Below are 22,625 nucleotides of genomic sequence, written 5' to 3' on the forward strand. Positions count from 1 at the left end.
TTCAGTTGTCTTGCGAACCAGTATAATCGATGCGTTTTTGCTAAATTAAGTGGATTATGTCAACACCAATCAGAGTTTTTAAAGCAAACATGGGTGTGCAATGGATAAAAGCTGGATGGCAGATTTTTAGAACCCAGCCGCTCACCTTTATGTTGATGTATATTTTTATGGCCGTCGTCAGTCTGATGCCTATTCTTGCGCCGATTTTGCATGTCGTTGCCGCGTTATCGGGCCCGTTTTTGACTGCTGGCTTTTATCTTGCGGTGATTAATAAGCAAGTCAACAAATCCATCAAGCTCGCAGATATTTTTGAGCCATTTGCCGCGAAAGGCCGGCGCATGCACTTATTCCGTGTTGGTATTTATCAAATGGCGGCAGCGCTTTTACTCACCATGGTAGCAGGGGTATTATTCAGTGACGTTGGCACTGCTCTTGAAAACGCAGGGCCAAACACCGATGCCAACCAATTAATTGAGCTTATCGCCACTAACATCACCCTGACCCAGGTGGGTTTTTATGTAATTGCACAATCATTGGTAATGATGGCGTTTGCTTACGTTGTGCCTATAGTATTTTTTCAAGGCGAAAAGCGCATATTTCATAGCATGAAATTATCGCTTGGTGCGTTCTACCACAACATGGCACCGTTGACCATTTATGGCTTGATTATCGCGGCTCTGTTAGTGGCGGCTCTGCCATTATCGATGATCCCTGCGATAATTATCATGCCGGTGGCCATGATCAGCTTTTTTGTCTCATTTCAGGCGATGTTTATGCCAATTAATAAGGCGGAAGTTGAACAGGGCCAACAAAGTGAGCAGTCCAGCTCCGGCAGGTTTGATGCTTAATGACAGAAGATGAAGTTAAAAAGCTGAAAAACTATGCCGTTTGGTTGCTATCACGACAAGAGTACTCAACCTCAGGTTTGCGGCAAAAACTACAGCAAAAAGGGGCCACATCCGAAGTAGCCGAGGAGTTATTACAGTGGCTACAGTCCCTCGATTACCTGAACGATGAGCGCTACGCTGAGAGCTACCTTAATCGTCAAGTTGCCAAAGGGCTCGGTGAAAAAAGAGTGTTACTGGACGCAAAACAAAAAGGCGTAAGCCGTGAAACGCTGCAACAATTAATTGCAGAACAACAAATAGATTGGTACACGCAAGCCGCTAATACTTACCAAAAAAAATATGGTATTTGCGCAACAAAATTAGAATACAAAGAAAAGACTAAACGCGTGCGCTACATGAGCTATCGTGGTTTTAGTTTCGATGAAATAGAATTTGCAATCGATACTGCAATCAATGCAGCTGAGCAAGAAGCAATAAAAGGTGAATGATCACATGCAGCAGATGACTACCGCACAAATTAGGCAAAGCTTCTTAGATTTCTTTGCCAAACAACAGCACCAAATCGTGCCATCCAGTTCCCTTATTCCGGGTAACGATGCCACCTTACTGTTTACCAATGCCGGAATGGTGCAATTTAAGGACGCATTTTTAGGAGCTGAGAAGCGCCCTTATACTCGAGCAACCAGCTCGCAGCGTTGTGTTCGTGCAGGTGGTAAACATAACGATCTTGAAAACGTTGGCTACACCGCCAGACACCATACTTTTTTCGAGATGTTAGGAAACTTTAGCTTTGGTGATTACTTTAAGGCCGAAGCGATTAAGTTTTCTTGGCAGTTCTTAACCGAAGTACTGCAACTGCCAAAAGAAAAGTTGCTAGTAACCATTTATCATAACGATGATGAAGCTTTTGATATTTGGTCAAAAGACGTAGGCATTGCAGAAGACCGTATTATTCGTATTGATACTGCCGATAACTTCTGGTCAATGGGCGACACAGGTCCTTGTGGTCCGTGCTCGGAAATTTTCTACGATCACGGTGAACACATTTGGGGTGGACCTCCTGGCACACCAGAAGAGGATGGCGATCGCTTTATCGAAATCTGGAATCTGGTTTTCATGCAATACAACCGTCATGCTGATGGCACCATGGAACCGCTACCGATGCAATCGGTCGATACCGGAATGGGCCTAGAGCGTATTTCAGCCATCATGCAAGGCGTGCACTCTAACTATGAAATTGACCTATTCCAAGCGTTAATTAAGGCTGCGGCAGAAATCACTGGTGCGCAAGATTTAGAAGACAAGTCTTTGCGCGTAGTGGCCGACCATATCCGCTCTTGTGCGTTCTTAATTGTTGATGGCGTAATGCCATCGAATGAAGGCCGTGGCTATGTGCTACGTCGAATTATTCGTCGTGCGGTGCGTCATGGTAATAAGCTTGGGGCGAAAGGGGCTTTCTTCTACAAACTGGTTGCGGCATTAACTGAACAAATGGGCGCTGCTTACCCTGAGCTGGCAAAACAGCAAGCCATTATTGAAAAAGTGTTGCGCATTGAAGAAGAACAGTTCGGTAAAACACTCGACCGTGGTTTAGCGATTTTAGAAGAGAACCTGAATGACATTGAAGGTGATGTTATCCCAGGAGACTTAGTCTTCAAACTTTACGATACTTATGGCTTTCCAGCGGATTTAACCGCCGACGTTGCCCGTGAGCGCTTTATGACCATCGATGAGCGCGGCTTTAAGCAGTGCATGGACGAGCAGCGTAAGAAGGCACAAGCCGCAGGTAAGTTTGGCGCCGATTACAATGAGCGCTTAAAGTCTGATAAGCACACTGATTTTAAAGGCTATGATGCGGTTCACCATACTGGTACTGTTATTGAGATCTTTAAAGAGGGACAACATGCCGTCACCTTAGAAGACGGTGAGCAAGGGGTTGTCGTGCTTGACCGTACCCCTTTCTACGCCGAGTCGGGTGGTCAGGTTGGTGATACTGGGGTGCTAAAAGTAGCCAACGGCGAGTTTGTGGTCACTGACACGCAAAAATTAGGTAACGCGTTTGCCCATCACGGTCACGTTGTTGGACGTATTGGTATCAACGATAAAGCCGATGCCCAAATTGACGCGGAGCGTCGTGAGCGAGTGAAGAAAAACCACACCGCAACGCACTTAGTGCACAAAGCGTTACGCGATTTACTCGGTGAACATGTTACTCAGAAAGGTTCATTGGTGCTGCCAGATCGTCTTCGTTTTGACTTCTCTCACTTTGAAAGCGTCACCAAAGCACAGCTACAACAAGTTGAAGATGCCGTGAACGCTGAAATTCGCCGCAACTTTGCACTCGAAACACAGCTGATGGACATTGACGCTGCCAAAGATAAAGGCGCTATGGCTTTGTTTGGCGAGAAGTACGATGACGAAGTCCGCGTGGTTTCCATAGGTGACTACTCGATTGAACTGTGTGGTGGTACACACGTAAATCGTGCAGGCGATATTGGCCTGTTCAAAATCGTTTCAGAAGGCGGTATTGCTGCTGGGGTTCGTCGTATTGAAGCCGTTACTGGTGCCGATGCCATTGCATACGTTAATGACCAAGAGGCGCTGTTAAATGAAATTGCTGCGCTAGTGAAAGCAGAGCCAACCACGGTAGTGGATAAAGTCACTGCACTACTAGAAAAATCCAAAGGCCTAGAAAAGCAAGTGGCTCAGCTGAATGACAAGCTTGCCAGTGCTGCGGGAGCATCGCTACTTGACTCGGCAACTGAGGTGAATGGCATTAAGTTGCTGGTTGCTAACGTGGCCGGAACGGAAGCCAAAGCCCTGCGTGGCATGGTGGATGATTTGAAAAACAAGATGGGCTCTGGCGTTATCGCCCTTGGCGTTGCCAACGGTGAAAAAGTCAGCTTAATTGCTGGGGTAACAAAAGATCTGGTTGGCCAAGTCAAAGCCGGTGAACTCGTTAACCACATGGCTGCTCAAGTCGGTGGTAAAGGTGGCGGTCGTCCAGATATGGCGCAAGCCGGTGGCTCACAGCCTGAAAACCTCGACGCAGCACTCAATAGTGTACCTGCCTGGTTAAGTGATTTAATCAAGTAATCAGCACGTGGCGCTGATTGTTCAAAAGTTTGGTGGCACTTCGGTGGGCTCTATCGAGCGCATCGAGGCTGTCGCTGAACATATCATCAAAACGCAGCAGCAAGGCCATCAGGTTGTGGTGGTATTGTCTGCCATGTCAGGCGAAACCAATCGGCTGATCTCATTAGCGCAACAAATTGATGCACGTCCCAGTGCTCGAGAGCTGGATGTGTTATTGACCACCGGTGAGCAAGTGTCGATAGCGCTGCTGGCGATGGCCATCATTAAGCGGGGTCATTCGGCGGTAAGTTTACTTGCCGATCAGGTGGGCATAAAAACCGACAATATGTTCTCCAAAGCGCGTATTACTGCCATTGATACTGCTCGCTTACAGCAGGAGCTGCAGCATAATCGCATTACCATCATTGCCGGTTTCCAAGGTCGTGATCCTGAAGGCAATATCACCACATTAGGGCGCGGTGGTACCGACACCACAGCAGTGGAAATTGCCGGCGCATTACAAGCGGATGAGTGCCAAATATATACCGATGTTGATGGCGTATATACCACTGATCCACGCATTGAACCCCACGCAAAACGCCTTTCCTATGTGACCTTTGCAGAGATGTTAGAACTTGCTAGCCTCGGCGCCAAAGTTCTGCAGATCCGCTCTGTTGAAGCGGCGGGGCGATATAATGTGCCGCTGAGGGTATTGTCATCATTTGCCCCTGACAGTGGCACATTAATTAGCTATGAGGAACGCAAAGTGAATGCACATAAAGTGGTGTCTGGCATTGCTAGTAATAAAGATGAGGCACTGATCTGGGTAAAAGACGTTGACGTAAAACCAAGTAACCTAGCTAATTTACTCGCTATACTAGGTGAGCATGGTATCGAAGTGGATATGATTAACCAATTGAACCACAGAGAGAAAAAAATAGACTATGCTTTTACTGTAGACGTTTCGGATGTACCACTAGTGACAGAAATCATTACCGCGCAATCACCACAATTAGGTGGCGCAGTGGTCGATGTTAATGCTAACGTAGCAAAAATATCAGCGGTTGGTATTGGTATGAAGTCTCATCCAGGGGTAGCAGGGTTGTTCTTTAAGGCTCTGGCTGAAGAAGGGATCCAATCGTTGCTCGTTGCCACCGCAGAGATAAAAATCTCAGCGCTGGTAGAAGAAAAGTATTTAGAGCTAGCGGTAAGAGCGTTACACGCAAAGTTTGAATTGGAAAGTATTGAGTAAACTAAGTTTTTGCTTACTTTTCTGGGAAGTTTTATTTAAAATGGAAGTGACGCGGAATCTTTTAAATTTTGGAATAACAGGAGCAAGAGAATGCTAATACTAACTCGTCGAGTAGGTGAAACCCTGATGATTGGTGATGAAGTAACTGTAACTGTGCTAGGTGTTAAAGGTAACCAAGTACGTATTGGTGTTAACGCGCCGAAAGACGTTTCAGTTCACCGTGAAGAGATTTACATGCGAATTCAGGCTGAGAAGTCGAATCCTGGCAACATGTAATTCAATAGTAAGTACTGAATTTTGAGTAAACCCCGCAACTAGCGGGGTTTATTGTTTCTGTCACAGAAAAACCTATTACTTAATAAATGTCACTGGAAGGCGGTATCAACAGCACATGACTTTAGTGCTTAATTATCTCGCTTTGCTTGGTCAAAAAAGCGCACGCTTCTGGCGTTAATACCGACTTGCTGATGTAGCTTGGTTTGCCGCCCTGAACAATTAAAAAGCCGCGCTCGGTTTCTGTTAGCGCCTCAAGAGCAGTAAAAGGATAAGAAAACTCAGCATGGTGCGCTTGCGTCTCAATGCCTTGTTGAGACACCTTAACGGTCACCATATTGCCCGCAGCCCGAGATAAGTTCTGCCTAATCACCCACCAAGACTTACGGTAATAAAAGGCCAAACACTCAACCACAGCCAGCAAGATTAAAAAGTTACCGAGATAGGGCTGCTCTAAGCCATAAATTGCCAATAAGCCCAGAGCTGTTAGCAATACCAGCAAGCCATATTTTGGCTTGATGGCAAAACCATTGGCTTCTGATTCCTCAAAACACTCTTTAAAGTATGCTTTATCAAGCTTGAATTGGCTATGAAACGACAAATTTTCATTTTCTTTTACTGACGACATAAGCTTATCTTTGGTGATTTTTCTGCCGCTCATTATACCGTGTTGAGATCTGATATCAGCAGTTTAGCGGCAATTAATTTTTGCTAAGGCAGTAATAGTATAGGTTTTAGCTTTACGTTTACGTAAAGGTTATGTTTTGGTCAGTCCAATTTACAAGTTGTCAGCTAGGCATTGTGATGCCACTGCGATCCCTTAGCTGTAGGGGGCATTTAGGAGCGATATTTTGAATATTTTTCATATTTATTCGCGGATAAAGCCCTTATTTAGCCATGTTCCAAGCGTAACTCTCTGATAGTAATTGATTAATATATTTTGGTATTACCAATTTACAACTTGCTTTACAGCACCGTGTTTTTTGTTATAAGGTGAATAAAATACATAAAAAGTGACGCTTTGTTGCAGCAGGTTAACAAGCTGAGCGACAAAGCGAATAGCAAGTTTAAGGGGTAACAATGGATATAGGTGCGCAGTTATTGCAGGCAGCAAACCTCATGCTAACAGGCATGGTTGGAGTGTTTGTATTTCTATCCATATTGATATTTGCAATGCGACTACTTGCCAGCTTTGCTCGCAAGGTGAGCGCGGCAACTCCTGCCAATACGGCGGCGTCGACACGGGCCAAGCCGGGATCATCACAGGGCGTTCCACAAGCGCATATTGCAGCAATTAGTGCTGCTATTGCGGCCTACAGAAAGAATAACAAATAGGGGTTTAGCATGTCACAGTTAAAACTTACCGAATTAGTTCTGCGCGATGCGCATCAGTCACTACTCGCTACTCGAATGCGCTTGGAAGATATGCTTCCAATCGCCAAACAGCTGGATGAAATGGGCTATTGGTCTGTGGAATCTTGGGGTGGGGCGACGTTTGACTCCTGTATTCGTTATTTAGGGGAAGATCCGTGGGAGCGGATCCGTGCGTTAAAAGCGGCGATGCCAAACACCAAACAGCAGATGTTGTTGCGAGGGCAAAACTTACTGGGCTACCGCCATTATGCCGATGACGTGGTAGAAAAATTCGTTGAGCGGGCGCACCACAATGGCGTTGATGTGTTTCGTATCTTTGATGCCATGAACGATGTGCGCAACTTAGAGACCGCAGTAAAAGCCGCCATCAAAGTAGGGGCACATGCTCAAGGCACGATTTCTTACACTGTAAGCCCTGTGCATACTTTGCAGATGTGGCTCGACCAAGCCAAGCAGTTAGAAGACTTAGGCTGTCACTCTATTTGCATTAAAGATATGGCAGGACTGCTTAAACCATACGATGCTGAGGCGTTGATTAGCGGACTAAAAGAAACGGTGTCGATTCCCATCGCCATGCAATGTCATGCTACCACGGGCTTAAGCACGGCAACCTATCAAAAGGCAATTGATGCCGGCATTGATATGCTCGATACCGCTATCTCCTCCATGAGTATGACCTATGGTCACAGCGCCACTGAAACCATTGCCGCAATTGTGCAGGGAACTGAGCGAGATACAGGATTAGATCTGCTGGAACTAGAAGAAGTTGCCAGTTATTTCCGTGAAGTACGGAAAAAATACGCGGCATTTGAGGGCAGTTTAAAAGGCGTGGATGGTCGTATCCTTTCCGCTCAGGTGCCTGGCGGTATGCTAACCAACATGGAAAACCAACTTAAAGAGCAAGGCGCCGGTGATAAACTGGATGCGGTTCTTAAAGAAATTCCCAGCGTGCGTAAAGATTTAGGCTATCTGCCTTTGGTCACACCCACCTCACAGATTGTTGGCACTCAAGCGGTATTAAATGTCTTAACCGGTGAGCGCTACAAGTCGATAACGAAAGAAACGGCAGGAGTGCTAAAAGGAGAGTATGGCGCGACACCAGCACCAATGGATCAAACACTGCAACAACGCGTTTTAGAAGGGAGTGAGGCCATTACCTGTCGCCCGGCGGACTTATTAGAGCCAGAGCTCGATTCCTTGCATAATGAGCTCAGCGACAAAGCGCAAGCTGAGCAGATCACGTTGGCGGAAGATGCCATTGACGATGTTCTGACTTACGCTCTGTTCCCGCAAATTGGCTTGAAGTTCCTGAAAAACCGTAACAATCCAGATGCCTTCGAGCCTAAACCGACACTGGTTAAGAGTGATAGCAATAGCAATGCCGAGCAGACAAAGTCGTCACCGAAAGCCTCAGCTGAGCGTTACAGCGTTAAGGTCGATGGCAAGGTGTACGACGTGGTGGTGGCACAAGGCGGCGAATTAAAAGAAGTGCAAGTTAAAGACAGTGAACTTATTCCACAATCGACTTCGGTGAGCTCGAGCGAAACCTTAAATGCGCCGTTGGCAGGCAATATCTTTAAGTTAATGGTACGTGCTGGTGATGAAGTGCAAGAGGGTGATGTGGTTCTGATCATGGAAGCCATGAAAATGGAAACTGAGGTGCGAGCCACTCACAGCGGTCGAGTTGCTGAGTTGTTGGTTGCTGAAGGTGATGCCGTTAGCGCTGGCGATGCCATCATGTCATTAGCATAAGGGTAGAGTCGAATGGAAGGTTTATTAAACTTATGGCAAGCAACCGGCCTTGCCAACTTCACTGTGCCTGCCCTGAGCATGATGGCCGTTGGCTGTGGCTTGCTCTATTTGGCGATAGCGAAAGGGTTTGAGCCGTTATTGCTGGTGCCTATTGGCTTTGGTGCCATCCTCACCAATATACCGGTTGCAGGGTTGGCCGACCCTGGTGGTTTATTGTATTACGTTTACTACATCGGCATTGATAGTGGGGTATTTCCTTTACTGATCTTTATGGGGGTGGGTGCCATGACCGACTTCAGTGCGCTTATCGCAAACCCGAAAATGCTACTGCTCGGGGCGGCGGCACAGTTCGGTATCTTTGCGACTCTGTTTGGCGCCATTTTGCTGAACTACATTCCCGGTTTTGAGTTTACCTTACAAGACGCCTCAGCGATTGCCATTATTGGTGGCGCCGATGGTCCAACCGCCATTTTCTTGGCGTCGAAGCTGGCGCCAGAGCTTTTGGGTGCCATCGCCGTGGCGGCGTATTCTTACATGGCATTGGTGCCGATCATTCAACCACCGATCATGCGTGCACTGACCACACCTGAAGAGCGTCAGGTGGCGATGCCACAACTTCGGGAAGTGTCGAAAACCGAAAAGATCCTGTTTCCATTGGCGGTGCTGGGGCTCACCATTTTATTCCTACCTGCAGCCACGCCTTTAGTGGGCATGTTCTGCCTAGGTAACCTGATGAAAGAGTGTGGTGTGGTTGATAGATTAAGCAAAACGGCGCAAAACGAGCTAATTAACATTACCACTATCTTCTTAGGCTTAGCGGTGGGCTCAAAGCTTGCTGCCGATCAGTTCTTAACTGTTGAGACCTTAGGGATCTTAGCGCTGGGCGCCGTTGCCTTTAGTATTGGTACTGCAACCGGCGTGATGATGGCGAAGACTATGAATAAATTTAGCAAGACACCCATCAATCCTTTAGTGGGCGCGGCGGGCGTATCGGCTGTGCCGATGGCTGCACGAGTGGTGAACAAGGTGGGGCTGGAAAGCAATCCACATAATTTCTTGTTAATGCATGCTATGGGGCCGAATGTGGCCGGGGTACTGGGGAGTGCCGTTGCTGCAGGGATATTACTGGCGTTAGTTGGGTAAAACCCACATCCCGACACCGCCTTACTTCTCCAACCATTGCGTGGCCTTGTTGCCACGCTTTTTTGTGGCTAGACTCAATGTTTGTAGTGGTTTACAATTTATTATCATTTTAGTTTGTATCGCTATCACTTAGGTAAGGAATACCATGAGCTTACTGCCATTTCGCTTTTTACATTGTCCGGGTTTTGGTGCGGCATTTTTTTAATTGCTTTCGGTGTCTTCAAAGAGGTCATCACTTTGTATTACTGGGTAGTTGATGAGGCAGCTGAGCGGATGAGTTTCACTGCGGCGGTTGCTAAGCTCGACCTCCTTTCTCACCCAAATATCCACTTAGTGATTATTGGCTTGGTCAAAGTGTATTTTTCTTGTGGCTTAGCAGTAAAAATTAAAATGATGAGTGGTGCAAAACAAAAACCTTCAGAATCTGAGTTAAGCGACTACTGACTTTCCTTTTATTTAGCGACTAACTTAAGATGAGCAATATTGCCCTGTTGTGGCTCTGGGCGTTGGTGCTTTTTTTGTTTTTTCTTAAGTCGTTTGCGCTCCGCCTTAGTGCAATGTTTGGCAATCCATTTGCTGATTTTTTTCATTAAAGCTGGAGGAAAGTCATGACCCATACCCGAGACCAGTTTCAGTTTTGCTTTGCGTATTTGAGCTGCCGTTTGTTGTCCCGTTGTGGCGGGAAAAATGGGGTCGTCGGTGCCATGGATAACTAAGGTCGGGGCTTTGATTTTTTCAAGTTTGGGGAGTTGTGATTGACTGGCCACGATGGCAGCAAGTTGGCGCTTAAATCCTTGTGGGTTATGGGCACGCTCAAAGTTTTTTTCGGCTTGCTGCTGTAAAGTGGCATTGTCTTGAGGGTAGCCCGGACTGCCGATTAATTGGTTAAGGCGGATATTATAGTGAATCGATGAGACTCTGCAGTTGCGCTTAGGTCGACTTTTGGCAAGCGCCAGCATCACTTTGATGTTCGCACGAGTAAATTTCGGATAGCTGGAGGTAGACATTATGGTGGTTAAACTGAGCACCTTTTTTCTATGTTTGCGAGCCATGATTTGGGCTATCATGCCACCCATGGAAGCGCCTACCAAGTGAGCTCGCTTTATTTTTAAGCGTTGCATGAGGCCGACTACATCTTTGGCCATATCATTTAGGGTGTAGGGCAGGCGGGTTGCCACTGGTAACTTTTTACTCAGCATGGTTTTCATAATACTGGGCGAGCCTAAGTGGTCTAAGTGACTGGAGAGGCCTGCGTCACGGTTATCAAAGCGGATCACTCGAAAACCTTTATCAGCCAGGCTATGAATGAGCTCATCCGGCCATACTGTCATTTGTGCGCCCAAACCAATAATTAAGATAATAACCGGAGCGTTGCGCTCTCCTACCATGTCATAATGAAGCCTAATGCCATTGTTAAGGGTGATACTTTTTCCTGGCATGATTTCCTTACCTTTCTCATCAAGCCGACAGTGATATTAGCCTAGCAGGTTTATATGAACTTTTTTGACTGTGTATGAGTCACAAAAAGGTTAAAAGTAGTTGCATATTTTTACCGTAGCGCTACTATCGCCAGCGCCAATATCGGCCACTTTTAATGCAACAGCAAGACCATTGGAGTTAAGATGAAAAAAGTAAAACAGCATCGCCATGACCATCAGCGCGGTGACATAAAAGACAATGCCCTTAAAGCGCTAGTGACCAGTCCACTATTTAAAACCAAGATAGAAAAAAGCAAAAAAGGCAAGGGCAGCTATCAGCGTAAAGCTAAGCATCAAGGCCAAGAGCCTTATCTTAACGCAGCATAAGTAAGCGTTAAGATAAGGCTTTTAAGGCCATATTAATGGCCATAACTAATAACCCGGTGTAATTTCCAGCCGGCTTTATTGTGACGCCATATATGGGTAAAACGAAAGGTGCCACAGTCATTTTTACCATTAACAAGATGACAAAAACGGTGCTCTCCCATCTGCAATGCGCCGAAGTCCTTGATTGGGTATACCGTCAAACTCTCTGGAATAAGCGTTCTAGTCAATCCTAGCTTTTTTGCACATAACGTTTTGCTAGCCGCAATGCTTTGAGCATAATTATCTAAACCAGCCGTATCATGGTAAAACTCTAGCTGTTTCGAGTACATGCTTGCTAGGGCATCAATATCACAGCGGTTAAATGCTGCGAATAACTCTGTATCGAGCTGTTTGATTTGTTGATATAGCGAGTCATTTGGCGCTGCTAATGCACACTTAGTGGGTAAAATACAGGCCAATAATGAGGCAACGTGTTTTATCATGTTTAACTTCCCTAAAATAAAGTCATTTAGATTATTTATTGATATTTTTCACCAAGTTGTAGAGTGAAAAACTGCTTTTTGCAGGGAAGTTGCAAAGTATATACCGAACTAAGCATTATTTTGCTTGGGTTGCACGATGCTGCTGTTTGATTTTGTACATTTGGTCATCGGCTTGCTGTAATAGCGCTGTAAGATCATCGCCAGGTGCGGTGCTTAATGCCACGCCGACGCTGCCTTGTACATCAATGGAGTTATTGTCATCGCTGATACTAAGCGCATTAATTTGCTGCTGTAACTGTTCGGCTTTTTCTTTTGCTGCGGTTTTATCTTTGAACAAGCACGCCACCACAAACTCATCGCCCCCTAAGCGACCAGCCACATCACCATCGCGCGTATTAGCGGTTAATAGCTTGGCCACCGATTGAAGGGCCAGATCACCGACATCATGACCGTGCTCATCGTTTATTTGTTTAAACTTATCTAGGTCAATATAAAAAAGTGCTAAAACACTTTTATCAAGTTTTTGTTGTTCCAGTAATGGCGTGCACGATTTTTCCCAACCGCGGCGATTGTAGATACCACAGAGCTGATCAAAGTTCGCCTCGTTTTCGGCTTGTTGCTTTTGCTGCTTCAGGCGGCCGATCCGCTTGGACACGGCGATGGCCAGGAGTAAGGATTCAATGGCAAACGCAAACACCAAAGCATAGCGCTGCATAAATGGGCTATAGCCCACTAATAAGATGCGAAACACCATGCCCACCAATACTAAGCTTAATGCCGCAAAGACCAAGTTGGCCTCTTCAACACGACGGCGAGTTTGCAGTGCCGCAAGAACAAAAATAGTCGCCACAATGGTCAAAGTAAGGTAGCCCATCAAACGGCTTAGTAAGGTGTCTATGTGGTCTTGACTGACCGCTATTTTGCTAATGGCAAGCAGTAATACCAGTGCAGCAGCAAGTTTTAGCAACTTGGTGAAGTTGGGCCAGACTTTTGCTACGGCTAAAATACTGGTCATAAACCAAGTAGCCGTGACCACGGTAAGGCCTATGCAAAGTAAGTAGAAATGCTTTAACAAGGCTTTGTATTGTGGGGCAATAAATAAATTGAGCTGACCCTCTTGGAACAGCACAAAGCCGCACAAGCAAAGAATGTAGGCGCCGTAAAGCCGAAAAATCGAATCGTTTAAACGACTGCCAATGATCATCACATAACAAATTAAGGTAAAACATAAGCCATAAAAGGCTCCCATGATCAGGCTGTTCTTTTGGCTTTGCACCACGAAACTGGGCATGGAATATAGCTTTAGCCTTAAGCTATGAGACTGAATTGCTTGCGCGTTAAGCTCTACGGTGGTGGTACCTGCAGGTATTATAAACGCTGGATTGGTGTATTTTATGGCTTGTAGCGGATCCGCACTTTGCTGCCAAGCAAAATGTTTCAGGCCGACATCGACAAAGCTCAGCACGCTTTGCTGCGATAGTTGGCACTCGAATGTTAGGGTGAAATTCCCTTTGGGGACGTTATCAAAATGGCTTTGCTGATATTTCAGCGTAAAGGGAGTAATACTCGAGTGGTTGCTGCTCACTAGACACTGATTGGCCCATGTCGTGGTGGCGGTAAAACACATCAGCAAGAAGAGGATATGGCGAGTAAACTTTACCAAAATGCAATAGTGATACGGCGCGGTCATTATGCTTTCTATTAATACCCCTTGGTAACGCAAGGCCAGAGTATACTTGCTGTTGTGTTAAATGTAACAAACCACAGCGCGCTAGCATAGTGAATTTTACTTTAGCTGGAGGATTATTGGGTTGCAGCTGCAACCCAAGGTAGGGCAATTAATGCTTAGCAAAGCAAGGGGCTGACGCACTTTCACCGGACTTAATCACGCGATAGGTGATGTTGCTCTGATCATTAGTAAGCGGAGCAATTGCCTGCTCGAAGCGACTGACCGCATTGCCAACGCGACTGGCGTGTTGATTGAGTGCGTCAAAGTGCTCTTGATGATTGTCTAATAGTGCGTCTATTTGCTTTGCTTTCGCTTCTTGTTTAGCCATAAGCTGCTCATCGATAATGACTTTACCTTGTGAGCGTTGTACCGCCATTTGCGCGATTTCTTCTATCTCTTTACCCAGCTTAGTTACTTTTTCCTCAAAAGCGCGGTTGGGTAAGCTGATGTTTTCCATCGCTTGTTCGGCTTGCTGAAGTGCTTGGTAGGCTGCGACTTGTTCGGCATTTAGTGGTTGCCGTTCAAGTTGTTGGCAATACTTGTAAGTAATTAACTGATAGTTATTATCGACGCCGCTGTCATTATTCTGATTTGGCTGAGCAGTTGCAATACCGATACCAGTGGCTAATAGCGCTATGCTGGGTAGTAATAGAAATTGTGTCTTTTTCATGGGCACCCCATTATTGTGTTAACGATACAGTGATGCTGAGTTAGTCGTGGCGGCTCTAAAGAAAAGTTGTAATCACATAAAAAGATAAAAGTAACAAAATATGATTTTTAACTCTCCAAACGGCAGTGTTGGCTAGCAAAATATCAGGGTGATAAATAGAAAAACCGCACTGAATGGCTTTAAACCGTTATAAATACACAGGTTGAGCTGGTGGTCACTGCAAGTCTGAAGGAGCTAAGTTAAGGTGTGCCAAAGCTAATCAAGAGGCCAGTAACTACTTGTTATAAAATAATTTTAGCGTTAAGGTTTAGACGCTTTGTGTATTCTTTGAGCTCACAAACAAAGCGAAATAATTGCTGTCACCAAGATACCACAAGCGTTTTTCGTGGTGCAGCCCGTGCAGGATTTAACCAATTACACCCCCTTATTTACAAGGATATGTCATGAAAAAATCATCCTCGGCCGTTCTCATGTGTACGGCTTTACTGACGGTATCTTACTTTAGCCATTCACAAACAATACATTCAGACACCACCCTTAATCAGGCCAGCACTAAGCTGTTACCTCGGGTTAGGGTGGCAGGAAAAGCCTACTCTAGCGCCTCAATTGTTGAGCGTATGCAAGACACCCACTTACCCGGGTTGAGCGTGGCGGTATTAAAAGATGGCCAACTAAAATGGGCGCAAGGTTTTGGTATTGCCAACAAAGAACACAATACTCAGGTCACCACGCAGACGTTATTTCAGGCCGGTTCTATTAGTAAGCCCATGGCAGCGCTTGCTGCACTCAAGCTCGTCGCCGAAGGTAAGCTCGCACTCGATACCAATATCAATCAATACCTAACCTCTTGGCAAATACCTAAAAACGCTTTCACTCAACAGCAGCCAGTGACCTTGCGACAATTATTAACGCACACCTCAGGCTTGAGCCAACATGGCTTTCCTGGTTATGAACGCTCTGCTAGCATCCCTGGTGATGTGGCGGTGTTAAATGGCGGTGGTAATACCGATAAAGTCGTCGTCAATAGTTTGCCTGGACAAAGCTGGCGATATTCCGGTGGCGGTTATACGGTTATGGAACTTCTGGTTCAGGACGTGAGCAAAATGCCGTTTAGTCAGTATATGCAACAACACATTTTGCTTCCCTTAGGTATGACAAACAGCACTTATGCTCAGCCACTGCCAAAATCCCATTGGTCACAAGCCAGTGCCGCTTTTGATGGTAATGGTGAACAAATTAAGGGGGATTGGCATGTTTACCCTGAACAAGCGGCTGCAGGACTTTGGACAACCCCCAGTGACTTAACTAAATACATAACAGCAGTGCAACGAGCTAGGGCAGGTACCTCGACTGGCCCGATCACACCCGAGTTAGTCAATCAGATGTTAGAAATTCACCATGATACTTGGGGGCTCGGACCTGAGCTAAAACAACATAAACAAGGCTTAGTATTCTTTCATGGTGGCAAAAATAAAGGCTTTACCAATTACTTAGAGGCCTACGCGGATAAAGGAGATGGTATTGTTATTATGGCCAATGGCGATGCTGCTGGCCCCGTTATTGGTGAGCTTCGTATTGCTTTGAGTGAGTTGTATGATTGGGACTTTAAAGCGGCTAAGGAAGTCAAACCAGTGGCACTGACCAAAGCTCTACGAAGCGGGCTTCCTGGGGTGTATAAGTACGAGCAAGATGATAACTTTAAAATGAAAGTATCCGTAGCAGATGAGCAAATTCGCATACTCGATATGTGGCGAAATAATGACATGGAGTTTGTTGCCAGTGATGAAAAAACCCTAGTATGGCTTGAAAGTGGCACTGAGGTGGATATTGAGCATGACAGCCATGGTGATGTTGCTGCCATTGTGTGGGCAGGTGAGTATCGCTTTGTTAAAGCTGCAAACGAGTAAGTATGGTTAGTTGGGCTGCGCTAGGACAAGGGCAGCCTAATTTCAACCAATAAACCACCAAGGTTACTCTGCTCTGCTTTAATCTGGCCTTGATGAGCGGTGATAATTTGCTTACAGATAGCCAAACCCAATCCCGAGCCGCCATGATCACGACTGCGAGACGACTCGCAGCGGTAAAGGCGCTCAAATATCAAATTTAGTTCTTCGTTGGCAACGCCAGGGCTTGAGTCTAAGATGGTAATGATAACTTGGCTGTCATCTGTATTAAGGGAAACATGACATTGCCCTTGTTCGTGGGTGTAGAAATGGCTATTGCGTAAAAGATTCAGAAACACTTGCTTTAAACGCTGAGGATCAGCGCAGAGGGTAATGTTGCTGTTTGTAAGCGAACAGTGCAATGTTTGAGATTTACTGGCAAACAATGGCCTCAACTCCTCGCAGGCATCGCTTAAAAGCTGGCTAATCTCACACTTGCTAAACTCTAATGTCATGACATTGTTATCATATTGCGCCGACTGATAAATATCACTAATGAGGGTATCTAACTCTTTGACTTTGCTCTCTATTTTTCTATAAGCGCGTTCAGGGTCTGGCTCTATGTTGAATAAAAGCGCCTCGACGCTGAGTCTAAGGCTGGTCAAAGGGGTTCTCAGCTCATGAGAAATATCCGCCAAAAGTTGATTTTTTTGTTCTAACGACTGCTGCGTTAATCGTTGTTCTAGGGCTTTATATTTGGCTTTTTGTCGCTGTCGCCAGTAGTAGCTTGCCATGGCTGCCAATACCAAGAGCAGCATAGCGACGCTAAATTTACGTTGTAATTCAAGGTTTTGTAACTGGGCCTGCTGAAGTTTTTGTTCTTTTTGCAAGATTGTGAGCGCTTGTTCCTGTTTTACCAGTTCAATATTTTCTGCCATTTTAAGCGCTTTTTTTTCGTCACCTACTCGGCGCAACTCATCTTGCTGTTGCTGAAATAATTGCAGGTGCTCAAATGCCGCTTGGTAATTCGCTTGAGCACTAAAAATCTCGCTGAGTTGCTTATGAATAGCGCTACGCATTTGTGTGGCTAACTGCGGCGCTTCAAGCAACTGCTCTAATTGCGTTTTTGCTAATTGTGGCTGAGCCATTGCTAAGTAGGCATTGGCCAGTGATAGTTTGGCAGCTCGTTCGGTTCTTTTGGCTCCACTGTTGACGGCAAGCTCAAGGGCCTCTTTAGCATGACTGAGAGCTTGCTCTTGCTCTCCTAGGGCTAGCTGCACATTGACTAAGTTACTAAGTTGCCAAGCGGTGTCGCTGTCAGCTTGCATTTCTCGTGTTAAAGCTAAGCCTTTTTCAATATTACTTTTGGCCTCGGTGTGTTGACCCAACTGCAATAATACTTGTCCTACTTTGCCATAGCTGTTGGCAATGTGGCGAGGGTTACCTAAGGTAAGATCAACTTTGAGCGCCTGGCGAAAATAAGACAGCGCACGTTCAAGTTCTTCTAAATCTCGGTACAGTTCAGCAATATTGTAAAGTGAATTGGAAATGCCTTGTTGGTTATTTAGCGTCCGCTGCTTTTGCAGCGACTGTTCATGAGCATTGAGTGCTAATTCAATTTTTCCCATGTAATCTAGAGCAATACCCAGTTGGTTATAAAAGCTTGCTAAACGGCTATCATCTTGGTGTTGTTCTGCGATGGTTATGGCTCGCTCGGCATGGGCTCGCGCAGTTTTGTAGTCTGCCCTGAGACGATAAACGTGGGACAAATTAGAATAGACATCTGCAATTACTAACTCATCTTGAGGGTCGAGAGCCAATATTTCATTGAGCTTGTCAGCGGCTTCTGCGATTTTATTTTGGCTTTGTAACAGATTAGCGTGGCGCAATAAAAGCATGCTTTGTTGGTTTGGCTGCTGAACACTCTTAAGCGTGGTGTGTAACTCAGAAATGTGTTGCTTGGCACTTTGATACTTTCCCACTTTAATTAGCGCGTCAACATATAATAGATGTAACTGAAAACGCGTTGCCGAGGACGCCTTAGTTGTGTTTGTTAACTGCTGCTCTATGGTGGTCAAAGCTTGATTGGGAGAGTCACGGAGCAAATGTTTTAAGGCGTCTAAATCAGTTTTTGCCAAGGTGGCAAATGCTGATAATAACAAGCACAGTAAAGTGATTATGCCGAGTTGTTTTATCATGAGAGGATGCATTTACCTGAAGAAACACCATAAATAATGCGTTTAGTATATGGCGTCAGTAGCAGAAAAGATAGCTTCGGCAATTTATGCTCAAAGCATATCGTTCAGTTTGCAGCAAACTCGTTATGTTAAAGTGCTACTTACTAACACAGCATAGATTGAAAGGAGCTAGGTTGTTATGTCACAAAGGATTAAACAAAAAACCCAAGAGCTGGTGGAGTCGAGCCAAGTAGGCCGTGCCATTGCCGTGGCTTCTTTTTTGGAGTCAACCATAGTGCCCATTCCCCTTGAAGCGGTAATGGTGCCCTTGATGCAGGCGCGGCGGGAAAAGTTATGGCATATTGCTGCTTTTGCCACGTTAGGCTGTGTACTCGGCGCTGCAGTGGGCTATGCCATTGGCTATTATTTGTTTGATGTTTTTGGCGCCAGCTTAGTCGAGTTTTTCTCTACCCCAGAGCAATTTGCGCAAGTCAAACAACAGATACAACAACAAGGGTTTTGGTTTGTGTTAACGCTAGGCGTTGCCCCTGTTCCGTTCCAAATTGCGATGCTTAGTGCTGGCGCGACTCACTACTCCTTAAGCATGTTTTTGATAGCCACGGTCATTGCCAGATCGTTGCGCTATTTTGGCCTCGCCTTAGTGGTTTATTACGCTGGAAATCGAGCCGAGAATCTGATCAAACAGCACAAAACCAAGGCGGTGTTGGCATTAACCGCGCTGGTGTTGTTGCTGTGGTGGGGCAGTGCCCAGCTTTAATAAGGGCGATATAAAAATCGATATTTATTTTGTGACTCTGCGAATGCCAGCAACTTCGCTGTGAGCGGCAAAGGTTGCCTAGTCAGTGCTTGATATTGTTTAGACAACTTATCCTTTGACAGTGCCTTGTTTAATGTCGCTAATGCGTGATGCCCAGAGGTGACGTATTCATTGTAATCTTGCGGCCGATTCAACAACTGCACATAGGCGTCATAAAATGGTGCAAACATTGGCAGTGCTTTAGGGTAAACCCGCTCTAAAGTCATTTTAACATTAAACAGTAATTCACTTTCATGCTGCAGTGCTCGAATAAGCGCCTTATGCTTTTTATCCATCATGGTGTATACCACCCGCTCAGTAAAATTACGGACTTTATCATGAGCACTTTGGTGCAGTTGGGTGAACTTTTCTAAGTGAGCGTGGCTTATTTGTTGCTGTACGTGTTGTAATAGCAAATGCTGCTGTGTTTGCAGCCGCACAACTACATCATGAGCTATTTGGAGTGTCTCTTGGTAAGCTGGCAATGCTCTGTTTTCAGTTGCCACTGCTGACATCTGTTTTTTGACTTCAGCGATGGCTTGGTTGATGGCGCTGAGCTTCTTATTTAAGTCAATTATTGACCAAGTCTCCAGCGGATCATGAAAAAAAGATGTTAAGCTGAGTCTCGCCCGTGATGCCTCATCATTAAGCTGTACTAACGCATTGATCAGCTCTGTTAGAGGGTAGCGAGAACCCAGCTCTCGCAGTAATTGATCGATTTGAAAAGAGTTATTAAGCGCCTTTGATTGCGCTGCACTTAATTGCGCGTCTAAGAATTTTCCCTGATCGTATTGTTGTTCAGCTTGGTGCAATAACAGCTGTGCACGTTTTGCTTGCTGCGCGGGTTGCTGAAACTGTTGATCGTATTGTGCCAATTTGCTCAAACTACTGACTTGCTGATTTAAGTCACGTTGTTGTATTGCTAACTCGAGTTGTGATTGTGCTTGGCTAATATCTGCGGGGGTGCACGAAGTTACAACTAAAAGCAACGCTGCCAGCGCAAATGGTTTCATTATTGTTTCCATTAATAAAATACTCCTTCACCAAAAAGCTAACACTTGGGGACATAATGAGCAAGCGTAACGCCGCTATGCAAATGCGAAATCATGAGTCACTAAGTATTGCAGGCATAGACACTGGGTGTGCTTTTCGAAATGCTAAAAATAGCTTAGAGTAGGTACTTTACTGTTCAAGGAATTGCGATGAAGAAATTAATAATAAGCCTAACGCTGGTGGCTTTATCTGGCTGCTCCGACAGCGAAGTTGGGGATGTGTCCTTAGGGTTATTTACCCTTAAAGACATTAAGCTTGATTCAATGGTTGACCCTGTGGTGACGGGAGTAACTTGTCATATTGCCAGCGTTGAAGACAACCTCAGTTTTGCCGATCCGAGCGACAGCTCCATCGCTTGTCGTCAAACCAGTGAGATCACCGCGCAGATGTTAGCCAATATCGATAAGAGCGATTCCGGTGAAGTGGTATTTAAAAAATCGAAAAGCGTGTTTTTTAAATCAATGAAAGTACGGCGTATTTATGATGCTAAGAACCAAACTTTGATGTATCTTGCCTATACCACCAAAGAAACTTCTGGCAGTTTTAAGCATAGCTTGTCAACGGTTCCGCTGTGGGGCACTCAGGCTTATCAAACCGGTGAGCAAAAAAAATAAAGCGACTTTAAACCAATTTAAAGAAAAAATCGTCTAAGCTTAATGAACCCTCGTAGCAGGAGCTGAGACGATGCTGAAAACTCGATTTTTTAGAAAAACGCTTAACCTAGTGTTTGCCGTTGCCACAATATCGTTTATTGTTTTGATCCAAACGACGGATGCTCATGGCGTATCGGCGCAGTCTGAGCAACCTGCCTCGTTAAAGCAAGCGAAACTACCACAGCAAAAGCGCGAACAAAACTAGGTTTGCTAACAGTTTGCATCGCTCAGCTATTGCAATAAGTTAACCTACTATCCTTGCTGCCTTGCAAAGTGCAGTCAGGTTGCCTCACCTTGCTGTCTGTTACATTACGACTCCAACCTTAAATTTAAAATAATTGTAATTATAATGTTGAAAAATATTTATTCCCCATTAAGTTTAATTAAGCAGTAAAGGTATTTATGCGCCTTTGGGGGAGCAATAGCGCTGCTCATAGCATACTTATACTGTGGAATTTATTGGCACTTTGGCGGCTGCAAGGAGTAATACCAATCTGCATTAATACTTGCTCAATTTGAGGGAGTAACTTTGACGCTAACGGCGTTAAAAGTTTCTTATTTAGAACAACTAAATAGCAAAATTTTGCCTTGCCTATATAGATGGAGGTACCAGGGCGATAGCAGGACGCGGGAGCGGTGTTATCGAGAAAATTTACTTGCCTCAAATAGATCACTTAATTAAGCGAATTGATATAAGGCGTTGTTATGGGCTGATACGAATGAATCAAGACTTGCTAACTTGGGCAAACTCATCACTGAGTTTACGCCGAAAGTTAACACCAATTAGCAACAAGGAAGAATGATGGCACAATTTTTTAGTAACTTTTATAGTCATGAGGTACTAAGCTTCGAACATTTTATCAATTGCGTAAAAAGCTTATACAGTGGGCCTGAGAGCCTCGACTCCAACACCTTACACTTACTAGCAGAAATGCTCTACCAATTGGCACAAAACAAAAAGTTTTTAGCGTCTCAGGTCTCGTTGAGCAAAAGTTATCAGCACCATACGAAAGGGCTATTAGATAACGACGATCTTTACGTTTTATACCAAAACCAGCGACCCTTTTTTAAAGTTTGTGCACAGATCTGGCATCCGATCCCAAAACGCGGTTCATTAAAAAACAGTGAACCCATTCTCAGAGACTATAATTTCGCTTCTTTAACCACCAATTATTTTGGTCCAGGCTGTGCAGCGCAGTTATACAAATATCAGACCCGGCCAGACCTAAACGTTGGGCAGCACTGTGGCTTGGCTTTCAACCAATTTCATCAACTCAATAGTGATGAGGTCATGTTTGTTGAAGCCTCTAAAGATGTATTGGCCCAAGCTCTACCAAAAAGCTTGAGTATCTCCATTAGCTTAATGTTTGAACAAAATAAGCGTTCCAGCTTCACTTTTGATCAGTTAACCGGCAGGGTGCGAAGTAAAATAGCCGAGCAGCCACTACAGCAAGGCGCTTTGGTGGCTGAGCCGGCCGTTACTTTTTAACAACACTATTATACCAACCTATGACGCCAAACGAGCAACACGTGTGTATGCCTCGTTTGGCCTTATTTTGCCGCTTATAGCTGCAACGTCTAGTTAAATGTGTTAATAAAATAGCTGCGCAAGGTGGTATCGCAGTGTCGATATTGGTTG

General features: G+C 45.2%; 22 protein-coding genes. 15 read left to right on the plus strand and 7 right to left on the minus strand.

The window, feature by feature from the left end; all coding sequences use genetic code 11:
• Positions 1 to 56: 56 nt before the first annotated feature.
• The 5 genes from R3P39_RS17995 (at position 57) to csrA (ending at position 5,451) form a co-directional block, all read left to right on the plus strand.
• Positions 57 to 848, plus strand: a complete 792-nt coding sequence (locus tag R3P39_RS17995; protein WP_336569176.1) for a BPSS1780 family membrane protein — start codon at positions 57 to 59, stop codon at positions 846 to 848.
• On the plus strand, positions 848 to 1,336 hold the full coding sequence (locus R3P39_RS18000) for a regulatory protein RecX (protein ID WP_336569178.1): 489 nt from the start codon (positions 848 to 850) through the stop codon (positions 1,334 to 1,336). Before R3P39_RS17995 ends, R3P39_RS18000 begins: the two co-directional genes overlap by 1 nt.
• 4 nt (positions 1,337 to 1,340) lie before the next feature.
• Positions 1,341 to 3,944 carry an alanine--tRNA ligase gene (alaS, locus tag R3P39_RS18005; RefSeq protein WP_336569179.1) on the plus strand — a complete coding sequence of 868 codons (2,604 nt, stop codon included), beginning with the start codon at positions 1,341 to 1,343 and terminating at the stop codon, positions 3,942 to 3,944.
• A gap of 7 nt (positions 3,945 to 3,951) precedes the next feature.
• The gene (locus R3P39_RS18010) at positions 3,952 to 5,175 is read left to right on the plus strand and encodes an aspartate kinase (protein ID WP_336569180.1); all 1,224 of its coding nucleotides are present in this window, start codon (positions 3,952 to 3,954) and stop codon (positions 5,173 to 5,175) included.
• A gap of 90 nt (positions 5,176 to 5,265) precedes the next feature.
• Positions 5,266 to 5,451 (plus strand): carbon storage regulator CsrA, encoded by a 186-nt coding sequence (gene csrA / locus R3P39_RS18015; RefSeq protein WP_336569181.1) that lies wholly within the window; start codon positions 5,266 to 5,268, stop codon positions 5,449 to 5,451.
• Between the two features lie 121 nt (positions 5,452 to 5,572).
• On the opposite strand, the gene R3P39_RS18020 is transcribed toward csrA, so the two are convergent.
• Positions 5,573 to 6,076: a hypothetical protein gene (locus R3P39_RS18020; protein ID WP_336569183.1), complete on the minus strand. Its 504-nt coding sequence runs from the start codon at positions 6,074 to 6,076 to the stop codon at positions 5,573 to 5,575.
• A 452-nt stretch (positions 6,077 to 6,528) separates the two neighbouring features.
• Between R3P39_RS18020 and R3P39_RS18025 the strand changes: the two genes are divergently transcribed.
• The 4 genes from R3P39_RS18025 to R3P39_RS18040 all read left to right on the plus strand — a co-directional run bounded on the left by R3P39_RS18025 (position 6,529) and on the right by R3P39_RS18040 (position 10,161).
• A complete protein-coding gene (locus R3P39_RS18025) occupies positions 6,529 to 6,783 on the plus strand; it encodes an OadG family protein (protein WP_336569184.1) in 255 nt (84 codons plus the stop codon).
• A 9-nt stretch (positions 6,784 to 6,792) separates the two neighbouring features.
• A complete protein-coding gene (oadA, locus tag R3P39_RS18030; protein WP_336569185.1) occupies positions 6,793 to 8,574 on the plus strand; it encodes a sodium-extruding oxaloacetate decarboxylase subunit alpha in 1,782 nt (593 codons plus the stop codon).
• A gap of 12 nt (positions 8,575 to 8,586) precedes the next feature.
• Positions 8,587 to 9,717, plus strand: coding sequence for a sodium ion-translocating decarboxylase subunit beta (locus tag R3P39_RS18035; RefSeq protein WP_336569186.1), 1,131 nt, complete (start codon positions 8,587 to 8,589; stop codon positions 9,715 to 9,717).
• A gap of 237 nt (positions 9,718 to 9,954) precedes the next feature.
• Positions 9,955 to 10,161 (plus strand): hypothetical protein, encoded by a 207-nt coding sequence (locus R3P39_RS18040; RefSeq protein WP_336569187.1) that lies wholly within the window; start codon positions 9,955 to 9,957, stop codon positions 10,159 to 10,161.
• Positions 10,162 to 10,169: 8 nt separating this feature from the next.
• Here R3P39_RS18040 and R3P39_RS18045 read toward each other — a convergent pair whose 3' ends face one another.
• On the minus strand, positions 10,170 to 11,156 hold the full coding sequence (locus R3P39_RS18045; protein WP_442962044.1) for an alpha/beta fold hydrolase: 987 nt from the start codon (positions 11,154 to 11,156) through the stop codon (positions 10,170 to 10,172).
• Positions 11,157 to 11,339: 183 nt separating this feature from the next.
• Here R3P39_RS18045 and R3P39_RS18050 point away from each other — a divergent pair, with 183 nt between their 5' ends.
• Positions 11,340 to 11,522, plus strand: coding sequence for an alternative ribosome-rescue factor A (locus tag R3P39_RS18050; protein ID WP_336569188.1), 183 nt, complete (start codon positions 11,340 to 11,342; stop codon positions 11,520 to 11,522).
• Positions 11,523 to 11,554: 32 nt separating this feature from the next.
• On the opposite strand, the gene R3P39_RS18055 is transcribed toward R3P39_RS18050, so the two are convergent.
• The 3 genes from R3P39_RS18055 to R3P39_RS18065 form a co-directional block, all read right to left on the minus strand.
• Positions 11,555 to 12,004, minus strand: coding sequence for a nuclear transport factor 2 family protein (locus R3P39_RS18055; RefSeq protein WP_336569189.1), 450 nt, complete (start codon positions 12,002 to 12,004; stop codon positions 11,555 to 11,557).
• A gap of 115 nt (positions 12,005 to 12,119) precedes the next feature.
• On the minus strand, positions 12,120 to 13,694 hold the full coding sequence (locus R3P39_RS18060) for a sensor domain-containing diguanylate cyclase (protein WP_336569190.1): 1,575 nt from the start codon (positions 13,692 to 13,694) through the stop codon (positions 12,120 to 12,122).
• Between the two features lie 148 nt (positions 13,695 to 13,842).
• Entirely contained in the window at positions 13,843 to 14,403 is a 561-nt protein-coding gene (locus R3P39_RS18065; protein WP_336569191.1) for a hypothetical protein, read from the minus strand.
• Between the two features lie 443 nt (positions 14,404 to 14,846).
• Here R3P39_RS18065 and R3P39_RS18070 point away from each other — a divergent pair, with 443 nt between their 5' ends.
• Positions 14,847 to 16,310: a serine hydrolase domain-containing protein gene (locus tag R3P39_RS18070; RefSeq protein WP_336569192.1), complete on the plus strand. Its 1,464-nt coding sequence runs from the start codon at positions 14,847 to 14,849 to the stop codon at positions 16,308 to 16,310.
• 20 nt (positions 16,311 to 16,330) lie between these two features.
• Here R3P39_RS18070 and R3P39_RS18075 read toward each other — a convergent pair whose 3' ends face one another.
• Positions 16,331 to 18,484 (minus strand): tetratricopeptide repeat protein, encoded by a 2,154-nt coding sequence (locus R3P39_RS18075; RefSeq protein WP_336569193.1) that lies wholly within the window; start codon positions 18,482 to 18,484, stop codon positions 16,331 to 16,333.
• A gap of 178 nt (positions 18,485 to 18,662) precedes the next feature.
• On the opposite strand from R3P39_RS18075, the gene R3P39_RS18080 reads away from it, so the two are divergent.
• On the plus strand, positions 18,663 to 19,241 hold the full coding sequence (locus R3P39_RS18080; protein WP_336569194.1) for a YqaA family protein: 579 nt from the start codon (positions 18,663 to 18,665) through the stop codon (positions 19,239 to 19,241).
• Here the strand turns inward: R3P39_RS18080 and R3P39_RS18085 are convergent.
• Complete coding sequence (locus R3P39_RS18085; RefSeq protein WP_336569195.1) at positions 19,238 to 20,293, minus strand: hypothetical protein; 1,056 nt, start codon at positions 20,291 to 20,293, stop codon at positions 19,238 to 19,240. The genes R3P39_RS18080 and R3P39_RS18085 overlap by 4 nt on opposite strands.
• 189 nt (positions 20,294 to 20,482) lie before the next feature.
• Between R3P39_RS18085 and R3P39_RS18090 the strand changes: the two genes are divergently transcribed.
• From R3P39_RS18090 to R3P39_RS18100, 3 genes are all read left to right on the plus strand, one after another.
• Positions 20,483 to 20,947 (plus strand): CreA family protein, encoded by a 465-nt coding sequence (locus R3P39_RS18090; RefSeq protein WP_336569196.1) that lies wholly within the window; start codon positions 20,483 to 20,485, stop codon positions 20,945 to 20,947.
• Positions 20,948 to 21,017: 70 nt separating this feature from the next.
• Positions 21,018 to 21,191 (plus strand): hypothetical protein, encoded by a 174-nt coding sequence (locus R3P39_RS18095; RefSeq protein ID WP_336569198.1) that lies wholly within the window; start codon positions 21,018 to 21,020, stop codon positions 21,189 to 21,191.
• Between the two features lie 597 nt (positions 21,192 to 21,788).
• Complete coding sequence (locus R3P39_RS18100) at positions 21,789 to 22,475, plus strand: transposase (protein ID WP_336569199.1); 687 nt, start codon at positions 21,789 to 21,791, stop codon at positions 22,473 to 22,475.
• Positions 22,476 to 22,625: the final 150 nt, after the last annotated feature.

The organism is Pseudoalteromonas sp. UG3-2 (assembly GCF_037120705.1).
Classification (GTDB): Bacteria; Pseudomonadota; Gammaproteobacteria; order Enterobacterales; family Alteromonadaceae; genus Pseudoalteromonas.